General features: G+C 72.2%; 13 protein-coding genes. 3 read left to right on the forward strand and 10 right to left on the reverse strand.

The window, feature by feature from the left end; genetic code table 11:
* Nucleotides 1-88: 88 nt before the first annotated feature.
* The 6 genes from J7E97_RS35900 to J7E97_RS17670 form a co-directional block, all read right to left on the reverse strand.
* A complete protein-coding gene (locus J7E97_RS35900) occupies nt 89-1,219 on the reverse strand; it encodes a phosphoribosylglycinamide synthetase (protein ID WP_308346559.1) in 1,131 nt (376 codons plus the stop codon).
* Complete coding sequence (locus J7E97_RS17650) at nt 1,216-1,473, reverse strand: hypothetical protein (protein WP_215028149.1); 258 nt, start codon at nt 1,471-1,473, stop codon at nt 1,216-1,218. The genes J7E97_RS35900 and J7E97_RS17650 overlap by 4 nt, the downstream gene beginning before the upstream one ends.
* Nucleotides 1,474-1,488: 15 nt before the next feature.
* The gene (locus J7E97_RS17655; RefSeq protein ID WP_215028151.1) at nt 1,489-2,187 is read right to left on the reverse strand and encodes an NADPH-dependent FMN reductase; all 699 of its coding nucleotides are present in this window, start codon (nt 2,185-2,187) and stop codon (nt 1,489-1,491) included.
* Nucleotides 2,188-2,428: 241 nt separating this feature from the next.
* Nucleotides 2,429-3,496 (reverse strand): Zn-dependent alcohol dehydrogenase, encoded by a 1,068-nt coding sequence (locus J7E97_RS17660; RefSeq protein ID WP_215028152.1) that lies wholly within the window; start codon nt 3,494-3,496, stop codon nt 2,429-2,431.
* The gene (locus J7E97_RS17665) at nt 3,493-4,803 is read right to left on the reverse strand and encodes an acyl-CoA dehydrogenase family protein (RefSeq protein WP_215028154.1); all 1,311 of its coding nucleotides are present in this window, start codon (nt 4,801-4,803) and stop codon (nt 3,493-3,495) included. The genes J7E97_RS17660 and J7E97_RS17665 overlap by 4 nt, the downstream gene beginning before the upstream one ends.
* Nucleotides 4,804-4,814: 11 nt before the next feature.
* Nucleotides 4,815-5,735, reverse strand: a complete 921-nt coding sequence (locus J7E97_RS17670; RefSeq protein WP_215028156.1) for an SDR family NAD(P)-dependent oxidoreductase — start codon at nt 5,733-5,735, stop codon at nt 4,815-4,817.
* Between the two features lie 120 nt (nt 5,736-5,855).
* Here J7E97_RS17670 and J7E97_RS17675 point away from each other — a divergent pair, with 120 nt between their 5' ends.
* Nucleotides 5,856-6,782 (forward strand): cyclase family protein, encoded by a 927-nt coding sequence (locus tag J7E97_RS17675; protein ID WP_215028158.1) that lies wholly within the window; start codon nt 5,856-5,858, stop codon nt 6,780-6,782.
* Nucleotides 6,783-6,924: 142 nt separating this feature from the next.
* On the opposite strand, the gene J7E97_RS17680 is transcribed toward J7E97_RS17675, so the two are convergent.
* Together J7E97_RS17680 and J7E97_RS17685 are read right to left on the reverse strand one after the other, a co-directional pair.
* Nucleotides 6,925-7,119, reverse strand: coding sequence for a hypothetical protein (locus J7E97_RS17680; RefSeq protein ID WP_215028160.1), 195 nt, complete (start codon nt 7,117-7,119; stop codon nt 6,925-6,927).
* 58 nt (nt 7,120-7,177) lie between these two features.
* Complete coding sequence (locus tag J7E97_RS17685; protein WP_215028170.1) at nt 7,178-13,402, reverse strand: DNRLRE domain-containing protein; 6,225 nt, start codon at nt 13,400-13,402, stop codon at nt 7,178-7,180.
* 452 nt (nt 13,403-13,854) lie between these two features.
* Between J7E97_RS17685 and J7E97_RS17690 the strand changes: the two genes are divergently transcribed.
* Both J7E97_RS17690 and J7E97_RS17695 read left to right on the forward strand, forming a co-directional pair.
* Nucleotides 13,855-14,490 (forward strand): TetR/AcrR family transcriptional regulator, encoded by a 636-nt coding sequence (locus J7E97_RS17690; protein ID WP_215028162.1) that lies wholly within the window; start codon nt 13,855-13,857, stop codon nt 14,488-14,490.
* A complete protein-coding gene (locus J7E97_RS17695) occupies nt 14,487-14,834 on the forward strand; it encodes a nuclear transport factor 2 family protein (protein ID WP_215028164.1) in 348 nt (115 codons plus the stop codon). The genes J7E97_RS17690 and J7E97_RS17695 overlap by 4 nt, the downstream gene beginning before the upstream one ends.
* 202 nt (nt 14,835-15,036) lie before the next feature.
* On the opposite strand, the gene J7E97_RS17700 is transcribed toward J7E97_RS17695, so the two are convergent.
* Together J7E97_RS17700 and J7E97_RS17705 are read right to left on the reverse strand one after the other, a co-directional pair.
* Nucleotides 15,037-15,510, reverse strand: coding sequence for an ATP-binding protein (locus J7E97_RS17700; RefSeq protein ID WP_308346560.1), 474 nt, complete (start codon nt 15,508-15,510; stop codon nt 15,037-15,039).
* A 376-nt stretch (nt 15,511-15,886) separates the two neighbouring features.
* Nucleotides 15,887-16,419 (reverse strand): acyl-CoA dehydrogenase family protein (locus J7E97_RS17705; RefSeq protein WP_285428341.1); only part of this gene is annotated, 533 nt, incomplete at its 5' end.

Below are 16,419 nucleotides of genomic sequence, written 5' to 3' on the forward strand. Positions count from 1 at the left end.
CCGGAGGTGGGGGCCCGGCCTGCGGGGGTGGCGCCCCAGCCGGTGTCTTCGGCCATCGGCAGGGCATCGGCGGGCACGTTGTTCGTGGTCATCGCAGGGCCTCCTTCGGGGCGGGGGTGGACGTGCTGCTTGGCGGCGCGGGGTGGGCCCCGGGGATCCGCCCGGCGGTGGCCACCCCCGCGCGCAGGGGATCCCGGTCGCCGCCGAGGCGGGCCCGGCACTCCCGGATGCGGGGCCCGGTCCTGGTGAGGACGACCTCGGTGTGCGCGGGGCCGAACTCGTAGCCGGCGAGGTCGAGCAGGGCGGCGACGGTGGCGCGGATCGCGCCCTCCTCGACCTCCCCGAGCGGGGCCGGGCCGGGGACCGGCCCGGTCGTGCCGGTGGGTGCGGTGGTTCCTGTGGTTCCTGTGGTTCCGGTGGGTGCTGTGATTCCGGTGGCTCCTGTGGTTCCGGTCGGTTCGGCCGGAGCGGCCGGGGCGGTCGGTTCGGCCGGTCCAACCGTTCCGGCCGGTCCGGTGGGCGCGCCGGCGCCCTTGGCGGTGATCCCGGCGACCAGGTGCATGCCGTCGACGGTCAGGGTCTCGACGCTGAACTCCGGGCCCTCCAGGAAGTCCTCCACCGTGAAGGGCCCTTCGAGCGCGGCGGGCCCGGCGGACCCGGCCGGCTCGGCCCACTGCGCGAGGTCGGCGTCCGTACGGACCAGCGCGGCCCCCTGCCCGTCCGGCGAGTTGACCGGCTTGACGACGGCCGGCAGACCGAACTCCCGGAGCAGCGAGCCGACTTCGCCGTACGTCGCGGCTTCCCGGACGCGAACGACCGATACCCCGTTGCGGTTGAGCAGCCTGCGCATCGCGTTCCGGTCGTTGAGCAGCCGGACGGACTGCTCTCCGCCCGCCGACAGGCCCAGCGCCTCCGCTTCGGCCCGGGCCCCGGCGGGCACGGGGGCCGGGCCCGACTGGTCGCCGCCCAGGTGCAGGACGTGCTGTACGCAGTTCTCCTCGGCCATCCGGGCCACCAGGGCACGCAGCGCGGCCTCGTCGTCGAAGTCGGCCAGGGCCAGCTCCTCCGAGTTCGCCGCGACCCGGTCGAGGTAGGCGGCCGGACGGAGTTTGGGATCCCAGATCGACCAGACGCGGAAGCCCGCTTCCACGGCCTTGCGGACGAGCTCCTCGTACGGCATCACCATCAGGAGCCGGCCGGTACAGCGGGGACCGGTCACGACGCGGTTCCGGCGCTGGTCATCTGCATGTCGGGATTCCTTCGGGAAGCGGTGGGTGCGGGCCCAGGGCCGCGGCGGGCGTACCAGGAGATGGCCCGGGCGGTCGTGCGCACGACGCGCAGCCGGAGCCGCTGCGTCGCGGGCCGGGGCGCCCACGGGGCGGGCGCGGTCGGCGCCGCCCCGGGCAGCGGGGCCTCGCGGCCGCCGCACACCGGCGGACCGTCCGTCTCCCCCGCCACCGTCACCACCACCACCGCGTCCAGCCCCTCTCAGACGAGCGCTTCGACCCGTGCGCCGACCGCGCCGACGGCATCGACCGCGTCGACCGCGTCGACCGCGTCGACCGCGTCGACCGCGTCGACCGCGTCGACGGCGTCGACCGCGTCGACGGCGTCGACCGCGTCGACGGCGTCGAGTTCGGCGAATTCGGCGAGCGCGGCCAGGGCCAGGCTCCGGAGCCGGGCCACGAGCTCCGGGTCCGTGAAGCGGCCGTCCTCGAGGGCCAGGCCCCCCGTACCGCCCACGGCGACCGGCTCGTGTTCGACGACCCGCGCGCCGCAGCGGCCGAGTACGCCGATCAGCCCGGGCTGGGCGTCGAGCGCGCCGCGCGCGCCGGGGGAGGCGCTGGTCACGGCCGTCACCTTGCCGGACAGGGGGCTCGCGCCGCAGCCGGCCCGGGACAGCCAGTCCAGCGCGTTCTTCAGCGCGCCGGGCATCTCGCCGTTGTAGGAGGGGGTGCTGATGAACAGCACGTCCGCTCCGGCGACCACCTTCTTGGCCTGGCGCACCGCCGCCGAACCTCCGGCGCGCTCCAGCGCGGTCTCGTAGAACGGCAGCTCCGCGATGGGGAGCAGCTCCGCCTCGTGGGTGCCGGGCAGATCCGCCAGGAGGTGGCTCACGGTCGCCAGTACGGCGGCGTTCACGGACTCCCGGCTCGTACTTCCTGATACGAGAACGAACTTGGCCACGAGACCCCCATCTCTCTCGGCCGCCCGGTCGGCAGGCCTTCTACTGGTCGCAGCCTCCCTCCCGCCGTTCCCGAACCCCTCCCGCTCCGTTCCCGGTCGGCGGGCGGGCGGGCACCCGAGCGTGCGTGCGGGCGGGCGGGCAGACAGAAGGCACACGGGCAGGCGGGCACACGGAAACGGGCCCCGGCCGTGGAGCAGCCGGGACCCCGCCCCGTACGCGCACCCGCCTGCGCCGGGGCCCTCAGAAGGTCAGCACCCCGCGCGCCACCCGCCCGTGGTGGGCGTCGTCCACGGCCTTGGCGAAGTCCTCGACCGGGTAGACCTCCGTGACCAGTTCGTCGAGCAGCAGCTTGCCCTGCCGGTAGAGCTCGGCGTAGAGCGCGATGTCCCGCTGCGGGCGCGAGGACCCGTACCGGCAGCCCATGATCGTCTTGTCCAGGTACATCGACGAGACCTGGAAGGAAGCCTCCTCCGTGAAGCCGGGCACGCCGAGCAGGACGGCCTGTCCGTGCCGGTCCAGCAGGTCGACGGCCTGACGGATCAGCTTGACGTTGCCCACGCACTCGAAGGCGTGGTCCGCGCCGGTCGGCAGGATCTCCCTGACGGCCGCCGAGGCGTCCGCGGCCGCCGAGGCGTCGATGAAGTGCGTGGCGCCGAACCGGCGGGCCACCGCCTCCTTCGCCGGATTGGCGTCCACCGCCACGATGGTCGTCGCGCCCGCGATCCGCGCGCCCTGGAGCACGTTCAGCCCGATGCCGCCCGTGCCGATGACGACCACCGTCTCGCCCCGGTCCACCTTCGCCCGGTTCAGTACGGCGCCCACGCCCGTCAGCACCCCGCAGCCGATCAGAGCCGCCGAGGTCAGCGGGATGTCCCGGGGGATCTTCACCGCCTGCACGGCCTTGACGACGGTGCGCTCGGCGAAGGCGGAGTTGGACGCGAACTGGAAGATCGGCCCGCCGCCCCGCGAGAACGGCTGCCCCGGCATCCCGATCGCCTTGCGGCACATGGTCGGCCGCCCGCGGTCGCAGTCGGCGCAGGCACCGCAGTTGGCGAGCGTGGAGAGCGAGACGTGGTCCCCGGGCGCCACGTGCGTGACCCCGGACCCGATCGCCTCCACCACGCCCGCGCCCTCGTGCCCGAGCACCACCGGCGGCGGGAAGGGGATCGTCCCGTCGATCACCGACAGGTCGCTGTGGCACAGTCCCGCCGCCGCTATCGCCACCAGCACTTCGCCCGGCCCCGGGTCCCGGACCTCCAGATCGTCGACCACTCGGGCCTGCTTGCCGTCGAATACGACGCCTCTCACCTGGGCTCCTTAGGCAGGCCGAGCACGCGCTCGGCGATGATGTCGCGCTGGATCTCGTCCGAGCCGCCGTAGATCGTGTCGGCGCGGGTGAACAGGAACAGCCGCTGCTCCTCGTCGAGCCCGAGTTCGTACGGGGTGTCCTGCGCCCAGTCGCCCGGCCCGGCCGTGGCGGCCGCGCCGCGGACCGCCACCGCCAGCTCGCCGAGCCGCCGGTGCCAGCCGCCCCACAGCAGCTTCGCCACGCTCGGCGCGCCCGGGTCCCCGCCGCCCGCGTTCCCGAACGCGTTCCCGCCGGCGTTCCCCGACGCGTTCCCGCCCGCTCGCGCCTCCGGGGACAAGGGCGGAGACGAGGGCGGGGACGAGGGCGGCGGGGAGCCCAGGGTCCGCAGGGCGTTCCACCGCATCGTGCGCAGCTCCGCCCACTGCCGTACGAGGCGTTCGCGCAGCACCGGATCGGCCGCGCCGGCGGCCCCGTAGGAGGCGACCACCCGTTCCAGTTCGGCCGCGAAGCCGATCTGCTGGACGAGCGTGGAGACGCCCCGCTCCCGTGCGAGCAGGCCCATGGCCACGGTCCAGCCGTTGCCCTGCCCGCCCACGACCTCGGCGGCGACGGCCCCGTCGAAGAACACCTCGTTGAACTCCGAGGTCCCCGACATCTGCCGGATCGGCCGGACGTCGACCTTCCCCGGCTGGTCCATCCCCACGAGGAGGAAGGACAGTCCCCGGTGCCGCTTCGAGCCGGGCTCGGTGCGGGCCAGGACGAAGCACCAGTCGGCGTCCTGGGCGAGGGAGGTCCAGATCTTCTGCCCGGTGACGCGCAGCAGCCCGTCCGCCGGATCCGCCGCCGCCGTGGTGCGGATGCCCGCGAGGTCGGATCCGGCGCCCGGTTCGGAGTAGCCCTGGCACCACAGTTCCTCGCCGCGGGCGATGCCGGGGAGGAAGCGGGCCTGCTGCTCCGGGGTGCCGTGGGCGATCAGGGTCGGCGCGAGGAGGTTCTCGCCGATGTGGCCGACCCGGGCGGGGGCGCGCGCGGCCGCGTACTCCTCGGCCCACACCACCTGCCCGGTCAGGGAGAGCCGCTGGTTCCCGTACGCCCCGCCGGGGCCTCGGGTCTCCCATCCTAGGCCGATCCAGCCGCCGCGGCCCAGCTCGCGCTCCCACGCGCGCCGGACGTCGACCCCCTCGTGCTCGCTGCCCGGCCCGCCGAGGCCGACGGCCTGCGCGTACGGGCCCACGAGGTGCTCCGCGAGCCACGACCGGGCGCGGCCGCGCAGCTCTTCGTCCTCGGCGCCGAAACTGAAGTCCACGTGCCGCCCCCTTACTGGTTGGGGCGGTCCTTGGCGGCCGCCGCCTTGGCCATGGCTTCCAGTTGCGCGAGCATCGGCATCGGATCGGTGCCGACCGTCCCGGGCAGGAAGTCGGCGATCTTCTCGGGGGTCCAGGAGCCCTCGGCGTAGCCGGCGCGCAGTTCGCGCGGCTGGGCCCAGACGGCGATCTTCGGGCCGGCGATCGTGTAGACCTGCCCGGTGATCTTCTCGCCGCCGGCGGCGACGGCCCGGTCGGAGAGGAGGTAGGTGACGAGTGCCGCCACGTCCTCGGGCTCGCCGATCTCCGTGAGCTCCATGGGCACGTTGGCCGACATCCGGGTCCGGGCGACGGGCGCGACGGCGTTGGAGGTGACGCCGTACTTGGCCAGGCCGAGCGCGGCGGAGCGGACGAGGGAGATGATCCCGCCCTTGGCCGCGCTGTAGTTGGCCTGGGCGACCGAGCCCTGGTGGTTGCCGCTGGTGAAGCCGATCAGCGTGCCCGTGCCCTGTCGGCGCATGACGGCGGAGGCGGCCCGGAAGACGGTGAAGGTGCCCTTGAGGTGGGTGGCGACCACCGGGTCCCACTCCTCCTCGGACATGTTGAACAGCATCCGCTCGCGCAGGATCCCGGCGACGCACACGACTCCGTCGATGCGCCCGTACTGGGCGAGCGCGGTGTCGACGATGCGCTGCCCGCCCGCCATGGTCGAGATGTCGTCGGCGACGGCGACCGCTTCGCCGCCCGCCGCGGTGATCTCCTTCACCACGGATTCGGCGATCTCGCTGGTCGGTTCCCCGCCCTCGATGCCGACTCCGTAGTCGTTGACGACGACCTTGGCGCCCTCGGCGGCCGCGGCGAGTGCCACGGCCCGGCCGATGCCCCGGCCGGCGCCTGTGACGGCGACGACTTTGCCTGCCAAGAAGTTCCCCACGTCCGGCCCCTTCCCGCGATTTCTGACGGACCGTTAGATTCTATGGGCAGGCGGATGCAGGAACACAAGCCCTAGTTCACGTAGGGAACGTCTCTCTCATGCGAGGAGCTGATGGGATCCATGGGCATGCCCGCCGAGTTCCAGGACATCGCCAAGCGCGTCAACAACTGGGGCCGCTGGGGCGCCGACGACGAGATCGGCACCCTGAACCTCATCACCGACGAGGTCGTACGGGCCGCCGCGGCCGAGATCCGCACGGGCCGCCGGATACCGCTCGCCCTGCCGCTCAAGGAGGACGGGGTGCAGTCCGGCATGATCCCCGGCCGGATCAACCCGCTGCACACGATGGTGCAGATCAACCAGGAGCTCTTCGGCCCGGGCACGGTGGCCTGCAGCGACGACGCCGTGACCTTCGGGCTCCAGGCAGGTACCCACTGGGACGCGCTCACGCACGTCTCGCACTCCGGGAAGATCTACAACGGCCGGCCGGCCGGCACGATCACGGCCCACGGGCGCGCCGAGTTCAGCGGCATCGACAAGGCCGGGCACATCGTCTCGCGCGGCGTCCTGCTGGACGTGGCCCGCGCGAAGGGCCTGGACCGCCTCCCCGGCGCTCACGCCGTGACCCCGGAGGACCTCGCGGAGGCCGAGGAGTTCGGCGGCGTCACCGTCCGCGCGGGCGACATCGTGCTGGTGCGCACCGGGCAGGTCCAGGTGTACCTGGCGGGCGACAAGCACGGCTACGGTTATCCCTCGCCCGGCCTGTCCGTCCGCACGCCCGAGTGGTTCCACGGGCGGGACGTGGCGGCCGTCGCGAACGACACCCTGACCTTCGAGATCTTCCCGCCGGAGATCGAGGACCTGTGGCTTCCGGTGCACGCGCTGGACCTGGTCGAGATGGGCATGCACCAGGGCCAGAACTGGAACCTCGAAAAGTTGTCCACAGCCTGTGCGCAAGAGAACCGCTACGCGTTCCTCCTCTCCGCCATGCCGGAACCCTTCGTCGGCGCGGTCGGCACCCCGGTGGCCCCGATCGCCATCCTCTGACGCGCGGCCGGCGCCCCGACGGCCGGCCGCGGACCGGTGCGCACCGACTGCGATCGCCCGCAAGAAGCACAGTTCCCCGGACACGCCGGAGCCCCGCACACCGGAAGCGGTGTGCGGGGCCCGGTCGGTCGGTCCGCCGCGGCTACTGCCCCGGAGTCCTGCGCTCCACCAGCCAGCCGGCGGCGAAGCTCAGCGCCGCCAGCCAGAACAGCGGGGCGCCGAAGGCGCGCCCGTTGACGAAGGTGAGCGGGATGCCCACCACGACGTAGAGGCAGCCCATCGATGCGAGGGCGAGAGCCGCGCGCCGGTGTTGGTCACGCTTGCTCGTACTGGTCATGTGGTCCGGCTCCGAACGGTGTCGAGGTGCGGAAGAACTGGTCGGTGATGGGCGGGTCTCAGCAGCGGCCGCGCCAGGGGTACGCGTACCTGCCCACCATGTACCGCGGCACCCACCACTTGTTCCAGATGCTCGCGCCCATGTTCAAGTGCAGGCATTCTCCCCGGTTCGACGCCCAGTACGCGACGGCTTGGATCGTCAGCAGGATGAGCGTGAGGATCGAGGACAGGATGATGATGATGGGCGCCGCCGGGACGAAGATGACGGACAGGATCGCCGCCACCGCTCCGATGACCCCGTAGATGAACCAGCTGTAGTTGCCGATCCGCCAGGTGTTGCGCTTGTTGACCACGACGGTGACGTTGACCCCGCCCCAGCCGGTGCCCCAGCCGCCCGGCGCCCAGTAGCTCGCCGTGAGCCGGCCCCACGAGTAGGACCAGGTCTTCGAACGGCTCCAGCGCCCGTCCAGGTCGGTGCAGTTGACCGGGTCGCCCGAGCAGTACTCGTAGGCGTTGGCACTGCCCGCGTACACCGGGTCCAGGGACAGGAAGCGGCCCGTCGAGGGGTTGTACAGGCGGGCGCCCATCAGGATGACGCCGGAGGGCGTCTCGGCGGAGCGCTGCTTCTCGCCCAGCCAGCCGTAGCGCACCGCGGCCTGGCCGCTGCGCGGGTTGCCGTACTCGTCGTTGTCCAGCGCCGTGGGAGCCACCGAGGTGTCCAGCGGCAGCTGGAGTGCGACGTCCCCGTGGATGTTGGACATCTGCAGGACGATGTCACCGGTCTTGCTGGTGATCGCCCCCATGGAGCCGCCGAGGGACTCGACGACGCGGCTGACGGCGCCGCCGGTGTTCTCCGTGATCCAGCGGGGGCTGTCGCCGTCGTCGCCGTAGTGGTTGACGCGGGACGCGGTCTGCGTCCAGGTCGTGCCGCTGCCGCTCTCCACGAGGGTGGAGCGGAAGCGGTAGGCCGGGTCCAGCAGCCACGTCTGGCGGCTGCCGTTGCCGGTCTGCTGGTACACCAGGTCGTTGGCGTAGTAGCCCGCCGTGGCCCCGCCGTTGAAGGCGGTGGTGCGGCCGAAGGCGTCGTAGGTGTAGCCGGCGGAGACCAGGCGGTCGGCGCTGTCGAAGGCCTGCGTGGCGGTGGTGCCTCCCGAGGTGGGGCAATCGGTACCGGGCGCGGCCGTGGCCGTGGTCAGACCGGTCCGGTTGGCCCGCTTGTCGAAGGTGTACGAGCGCATGGTGCAGACGGTGTCCGCGGTGTCCTGGACGCTCGCGATCCGGCCGGCTCCGTCATAGCGGTAGACCTGGTCGGACCAGCCGGTGTGCCGGGTGAGCTGGCCGTGCGCGGAGTGCGCGACCGTGTCGGACAGGACGGCCACGCCGTCGCTGTCGCGCAGGTACGAGCGGACGGTGACGTCGCCGCCCGCGTCGCGCGTCTGGTTCATGGTGTAGCCGCCGGGCAGCTTCTCGCTGACCAGGGCTCCGTCGGCGTTGTAGGTGGCGCTGAACGCGCCCGCGACGGAGTCGGTGGCCTTCACCGCGAGGCCGCGCGGCTCGGCGGCGTGGTCGTAGGTGTACGTGACCGAGGACGGCACGCTGTCGCTGACCTTGACGGGCCGGTCGAGCTGGTCGTACTCGGAGGTGGTCGTCCCGCCGTCGGCGTCGGAGTAGGAGATCTGCCGGCCGAGCTTGTCGTAGGCGCGGGCGACGGAAGCGCCGGCCGCGGTCGTCTTCAGCAGACGGCCGGAGACCGGGTCGTACTCGTTGGTGACGTCGGGAACGGCCTGGCCGAGTCCGCCGGTGACCTTGGAGGTCGCCGCGCGGCCCGCGGCGTCGAAGGCCGTGGTGTTGGTGCGCGTGACGCCGTTGGCGGTCTCGGTGGTCTTGGTGACGTTGCCCCAGCGGTCGTACTCGTAGGTGCTGGTGGGCAGTTGGGCGGGGTTGGTGCCGCCGCCCGTGATCGCTCCGGACGGGCCGGTCGAGCACAGCAGGTCGGCCCATTCGGGACGGCCCTGGCAGGTGCCGGTGCCGGTGGCCGACCAGTATGTGGAGAACCGGCTGGTCGCCTCCGTCGCGGTGGCTCCCGGCAGGATCTGCCGGGAGACCCGGCCCTGGGCGTCGTACTCGGTCTGCGTGGTCAGTGCCTGGCCCGCCGGGTCCTCCACGGACTTGGTGGGCAGGCCCTTGACCCAGTCGACCTCGGTCTTGGTGATCTGGGCCTCGCCCATGACACCGGGGTACTCCCGTACCTGCGCACCGTCGGTGACGGTGGTGACCTGTCCCTCGATCGCCGCCGAGCCGTCGGTGGGGCGGCCCTCGTCGTAGGCGGTCACCGTCCACGGGCGGGCGGTGACCGGAGTCCCCGAAGCGACGAGCGTGGTGGCGCCCGACTTGAGGTCGGCCGTCAGGTCGACGCGCCGCAGCGGGCCGAAGGCCTGCAGCTCACGGCCTCCGTCCGCGCTGTAGACCTTGCGCACCGAGAGCAGTTCGGCCCGTTCGGCCGTGGACAGGCCGTCGACGCCGAGGGCGGCCAGTGCCGTCCGGTCCGCGGCGGTCAGGCCCAGCGCCATGGAGCGGTTCGCCGCGGAGAGCTGGCGCACCGTGTTGCCGAAGCGGTCGTTCTCGGTGGTGGTGACGGAGCCGCCGGGAGCCGCGGTGTTGACCGGCTGGCCGGAGACGCCGAGGTAGTGGACGGTGGCCCGGGTGTAGTCGCCCGCGCCGAGCGCGGCGCCGGAGTTGCCCGAGGGCACGGAGTCGGCCGGGAAGACCGCCGTCGCGTCGCTCGGCACGTTGGTCTGGCCCCAGGCCAGCACGTCGGCCGCGCCCATCTTGTACGGGGCCGCGGCGCCCGTCGTCGGGACGTCGTAGACGACGGTGGAGGCCGACTCGCCCTGCTCGGTCGAGACGGAGCCGGGCGCGAGGGCGGCCCGGCGGACGCTGGTGAGCATGCCGTCGGCCCCGGTCGCGCCGACCTTGGCGTAGGTGAGCGTCCAGGGCTTCTCGCCCTTGGTCTGGTACGTCACGACGCGTCCGGCGGAGTCGTAGCCGTACTCGGTCGGCGTCGGCTGCGGCAGCCGCGGGTCCCACTGCTGGCGCAGCCGGCCCTGGTCGTCGTACCGGTACGTGGACACCGCCACCGCGGTCGCCGAGGCGGCGCCGGGATCGGTCGCCCACTGGCGGACCTCACGCACCTGGCCGGCGAAGTCGCCGAAGACGGCGGCGGTCGCGGTGGTGGTGTCGGCGTACACGAACTCGACGGCGCGGCAGCCCTTGGTGGCGGGAGCCGCCTGGCAGGCCGCGGCCGTCACGGCCGAGGTCGGGGCGATGACCAGCTTCGGCCGGACCACCGTCTTGCCGCCGGACTGGACCGACTCGGTGACCGTAGTGGTGGTCGAGTTGTTCAGGCCGTCCACGTACGAGGTGGAGGCGCGCCACGTCTGCGGGTTCGGGGATTCCACCGGTACGAAGGTGGTGACGCGCCCGGCGTTGTCCCGCAGGGTGAAGTTCCCGCCGAAGTCCCCGGTGAGGGTGTAGTCGGACAGCCAGGCCTCGGGGATCCAGGCGGTCTTGGCCTGGTTCGCGGTGAAGTGGTACTGGGTGTCGTCCGCGATCATCCTGATGCTCAGGGAGGTGGCGGACGTCTTGACGAGGGACCCGTACGGGCTGCTGACCTGGGTGGAAGCCGCTCCGTAGAGCCATTCCTTGCCGAAGATCGGCACCTGGCCGCCGTCCGTGCCCACAAGCTTCGCGGCCGCCTGCGGATCGCGGGAGGAGGCGGTGCGGCCGACCGAGATGCCGTACGAGGAGGCGTCCTGGCTGGACATCGTGAAGTCACCGGTGAGCAGGTTCAGCGAACCGGGACCGATGTCCGTCCCGGCGGCGTCGTCACCGTTGCGGTTGACGACGACCGACAGCGCGTTGGTGCTGCCGGAGGCGCTGTTGGGGCCGGTGAAGTCGGCCTTGATCTTGACGCTGCCGTCCGGGTCGACCGTGTTGATCGCGTTCCACACCAGGGGCGCGTTCTTTCCGCCCGTGAGCGGAACCGGCCAGCCGGCGAGTGCCTGGCCGTCCTTGGTGACGTCGCCCGCGGGGATCTGGACCCACGGGTCGGCGTCGGAGCGGCGCCAGGAGAAGGACACCTGGTCGTACTTGGTGGAGTCGGCCTCGGCGACCAGCGGAAGCCTGCGCGCCGTGCGCTCGCCCTCACCGGGCTGGGCGAAACCGCCCGGACCGGCGTGGAACGCGTACTGCACCGGCTCCGACTTGTTGTCGGCCTTGTCCACCGCGCGGACCTGGAGCGTCTGGTTGCCGTCGCGCGGCGGGGCCACGGCCAGGGACACGTCGGCGGCGGCGCCGCCGGTGACGGTCTTGGTCCAGCTGACACCGTCCAGGGACCACTCCAGCCAGTTGTGGTCGCCGGCCGGCGGGGTGACCGTGAACGTGCCGGTCTGGCCGGCTCCCTTGACCCACTTGTCCGTCGGATAGTCCGTGGAGGTGACCTTCACGGGCGCCGCGGGGGCCTTGGTGTCGACGGTGAACGTCTTCCACGCCGACCAGCCGAGGTTGTAGCTGGTGCCGTCGTAGGGCGACGTACGGAACTTGTACGTCTTGCCCTCGGCGAGCACACCGGCGGGCACGGTCACCGAGGCGACCTCACCGGATCCCACGAACGGCGAGACGAGGACGTTGCCCACCTGGGTGTCGGTGGCGGAGTCGAAGATCTGGAAGGTGCCGTCGACCTTGTCGCCGTTGGCGTCGATGAAGGTGTCGCGCAGCGTCGGCGTCAGGGTGTTGACCGTGTAGGCGCCGCCGTAGGAGTAGAACGGCGGTCCGGCCTCCTGCTTGGTGCCGGTGCGCGGCCGGTAGTTGTAGGTGACGACGAGCTTGGGCGGGTTGGCCGCGGCGTTGGCGGAGTTGACCCGCTTCCACTGCGTGGTGACCGCTTCGCTGGACGCCCGCAGGCCCATGCTGGAGGCGTTCGCCTTCGCGCTCGCCCAGCTCTGGACCAGGCTGGTCACGTCCGCGTCGATCCAGCCGTCGGGGGCCGCCGTGCAGGTGGGGTTGCCCTTGGTCTGGGTGGACGTCGCGTACTTGGTGGTCATGGCCGGCTGGTTCGTCCAGCGGGACGCCGTGGTGGCGGCGCCGGCGGACCAGACTTCCCACGGGTAGGCCTGGCAGTCCGTGTTGCCCGAGTGGAAGTTCCAGAGCGACAGCTTGGCGCTGGAGACCAGGGCGTCGGAGATCGGGGCGGTGTTCCAGGTGATGAAGGAGCGCGCCGTACGGAAGGTGCCGTCGGCGTTCTTCGTGCCCGGGTTGCCGAGGTCCAGCTCGGTGTCGGCCGACCAGTCGACCGTCTCGCCCTGCTGGACGTAGGTGTCGAACAGGCTGCCCAGCGAGGACGTCGAGGGGTCGACGGTCACCGGGTACGCGGTCTTCGGGTCCGCGAGGAAACCGGCGTCCGGGGTCACCACCAGATCGACGCCACCGCTGGTCTTGACGGCCTTCATCGCGACCTTGGCCCGGTGGGTGTGCTCACCGGAGACCGGGTCGACGGTCGCGTCCCACATCATGGGCGCGGGCATCGCGGCGGTCTTGTTGCTCTTCTTGTCCGTGAACAGCAGGCTGCCGTCGGCCTGCTGGGCGACGTCCAGGCCCTTGGTCCGGATCGGCAGCGTGTACGAGTAGCCCGCGCCGGGCTTGCTCTTGACCTCGACGAACTGCTCGAAGCCGGTACGGGTCGCTTCCACGACGACGTCGCCCTGCGGGACGGCGTCCTCGTACGTGGCCCTGGTGCCCGCCAGCTTGGGGGCGGGCAGGCCGCCCTTCCACTGGAGGGTGATCTGCTCCTCACCGGTGCCGAGCGTGACCAGATCGGTCGGGGCGGCCTTGGCGTTGTCCGCCATCGCGGTGAGCTTCTGCCCACCGGGCTTGCCCAGGCGCAGGCCGCGCGGATGCGCCTTGGGGCCGACGGAACCGTCGGCCGCCTGGACCAGATCGAGGTCGACGTCGCGCCACTCGTGGGTGGCCTCGTCACGGAACCGGATCGGGCCCGCGGCCATTTCGGTGGTGAGGGTGCCGTCCGGGTTGACCCACGTGGTGGAGGTCTCGGTGCGTTCCGAGAGCGCTTCGACCCGCTTGCCGTTCAGCCGGGCGGCGACCTTGGCGGACTTGATGTCCGCCGCGGCGGCGGCGGCCGGCTTCGCGGCGGGCTTGGGCTTCCCGGCGGCGGGCTTCACCGGCGCGGCGAGGGCCTCTTGGCCCCCGTACAGCGCGGTGACGGACATGACCAGGGCGACGCCCACGGCTATCTGCCGCAGGTGTCTCTTGCCTCTCGGCCACGCCTGGAGGCGCGAAGGCCGCCCAGGCACGTTGTCGCTCATCGTGTGTTCCTTTTTTACGGTGCCGGTCTGTCACGGCACCCGGATCCTGCCGCGGGACCGCGGCAGGATCCGGACCCTAGTGCGCGAATAATCCGCACCAAGGGCGCAAAGGAACCCACAAGCTGACGAGTCGACAGCTGACGTTGGCGAAGATTTTTATTGATCTTGATGCCGTGCATGCGGAGGTGCGGGATCCATCGGAACGAGCAGACGGCAAGCGCTGGAACACGCCAAAACGGAATGCTGTTTCACGCCGCTGCGGCCCTGGGCCCGAGTTGGCCCGTGAGGTCGACGGGCGCGAGGGCGCCGCTCGTGCTAGTTTTGTGAGCGATCGTTCAACTACGGGGGGAGGGTGGATGGGCCGCAAGCAGGTCTGGGACCAGGGCGAGGTGCTGGCCTCCGCGATGCGGTTGTTCCGTCGTCGCGGATATCTCGGCGCCTCGCTCCGTGACCTCGAGGAAGCGACCGGAATGCATCCGGGCAGCCTGTACCGGGCGTTCCACAGCAAGGAGGGCCTGTTCAGCGCCGCGCTGGACGCCTACAACGAGCAGGTGGTCGAGGGCCGGGTCCGCGTCCACCTGCGGGACGCGAAGGATCCGGTGGCCGGTATCCGCTCGTTCTTCACGTCGGCGTTCGACACCGGCCCCGGCCCGGGCGCCGAACCCGATCCCGGGTGCCTGCTCACCAACACGGCGGTGGAGTCGTTCACCGTTCCGCAGGCCACCCCGGGCGTGCGCCGGGGGCTGGAGACGATCGAGTCCGGTTTCGCCGACGCACTGACGCGCGCCCGCGCCCAGCGGCAGCTGCCCGCAGAACTCGACGTCGAGACGTCAGCCGCCCAGCTCCTGGCGGTCTACCAAGGTCTGCTGGTGCTCGTCCGGTCCGGCACGGGCGCCGCCAAACTGCACACCATCACCAACGGAGCCCTCGCGTCGATCGGCGCGAGGCAAGCCGGAACAGTGAAGCGAACCAAGAGATCGGAACAGCGATGAGTGACCAACAGCAGCTCTGGGAGAAGTACGCCGCGTGCTGGTCGGCCGACCCCGCGCTACGACGTGCCGCGCTCGGCGCGGTCGCGGTGGACGACGTCAGCTACCGGGACCCCGGGACCGAGGTCGCCGGCCTGGCCGAACTGGACGCGTACATGAACGGCTTCGCCGGGGCGTTCCCCGGGCACAGCTTCCGCATCGACGAGGTCTTCGACCACCACGGCCGGTCACTGGCCCGCTGGACCCAGGTCGGCGCGGACGGCGGGGCATTCATGGCGGGCGTGAGCAGCGCGGTACACCGGGACGGCCTCCTCGCCGACGTGACCGGCTTCTTCCTGCCCGCCTGAGCGGTTCCGCCGGGCTCCCAACTCCGGCCCGCCCCAGAAGGAGAAGCTGTGGGTGGCGGCAGCGCGCATGCACGCCCCGAGCGCGGCACGGCAGCCGCCACCCCACGACCCGCACTCGTCAAGGCAAGGACCCTTGGCGTCCCCTCGCGACGAATCGCTCAACACAAGGGTGATCAACAGGTGACGAGTCGTCAACACCTCGTTAGAGGTACACGCGCGGTTCCCGGATCGACGCGGGGATTTCGGGCCCGTCCGACGCACAGTCCGAAGCGCAGTCCCCCACGGCCTTCTCCGCCCGGTCGACCTCGCACCAGATCCGTTTCCCGGCGCCCTCGGGCTGCCACCCCCAGCGGTCCGCGAGCCCGTCCACCAGCTCCAGGCCGCGCCCGCCCGTGTCGTCCCCGGCGGCCTGCCGCCGGGCCGGCGCCCGGTCGCTCGCGTCGGCGACCTCGACCCGGACCCCCGGCTCTCCGAAGAGCATGCGCAGCACGGCCGGACAGCCGGTGTGCACGACGGCGTTGGTGACCAGCTCGGAGATCAGCAGGATCAGCGTCTCGGCGAGCGGCTCGTCATCCCCTATGCCCGAACCCGCCAGCCGTGAGCGGGCCCACCGGCGGGCCCGGCCCACCTCGGCGGGGTCCGGACCTACCTCCAGCTGCACCTGAAGCACCTGCACCGCTCACACCATCCGAACCGGCGGACACTTCGCCTCGCGACAGGACGGGGTCACCGACCGTGACCCCCTTGCGGAGCAGCATGGTTGACCTACAGTCACCACAACAAGCGCTTCGGGCATATTCCAGCGCGAAGGAGTAGGCGTGGTGCATACTGTGCGGCGCTCGCGCCGCTCAACCGCTCGCATTCCCGGGAGCGTACCGGAGCCACCCCCCGAGACCGGGCCGCAAGGGGGCGAGCGAAGGACACAAACCGATATCAACTCTCCGTAATCGGAAATGCGTCCCGCGCCGTCCCCACCGTGCCCGCCGGGCCCGCCGGGCCCGCCCGCCCGTCACAGCGAGCTACGCCGGACGACCTCCGGCGGCCGGCCCCGGTCAGCCCGCCCCCGACAGCGGCTCGGCCCCCGGCGGGCCGGCCCCGAGCGGCTGCGCCGCCAAGAGCTCCGCCGCCAGCACCTCCTCGGCCTGCGCCGCCGTGCGCCACTGCTCCGCCCGCACCCAGGCCCGCTTCAGGTGCAGGTGCACGTCCGCCTCCCAGGTGAAGCCCATCCCGCCGTGCACCTGCAGGCAGTCCCGGGCGTTGCGCACCGCGGCCCCGTCGGCCAGCAGCTTCGCCCCCGCCACCTCGCCCGGATCACCCGTCACCGCGGCCGCGTAGACCGCCGTACGGGCCACCTCGGCCCGCACCAGCATCTGCGCGCACAGGTGCTTGACCGCCTGGAACGCCCCGATCGGCTGCCCGAACTGCTCGCGCTCCTTGGCGTGGCGCACCGCCAGCTCCACCGTGCGCAGCGCGCTGCCGAGCTGGAGCGCCGCCGTCAGCAGCGCGCCCTCGTCGCGGTACGCGTCGGCCGCGGCGTACGCGGCCGACAAGGCGGCCACGTCCGCCGCGGCGGACGCGGCCGCCG

Source organism: Streptomyces sp. ISL-66 (assembly GCF_018614135.1).
Lineage (GTDB): Bacteria > Actinomycetota > Actinomycetes > Streptomycetales > Streptomycetaceae > Streptomyces.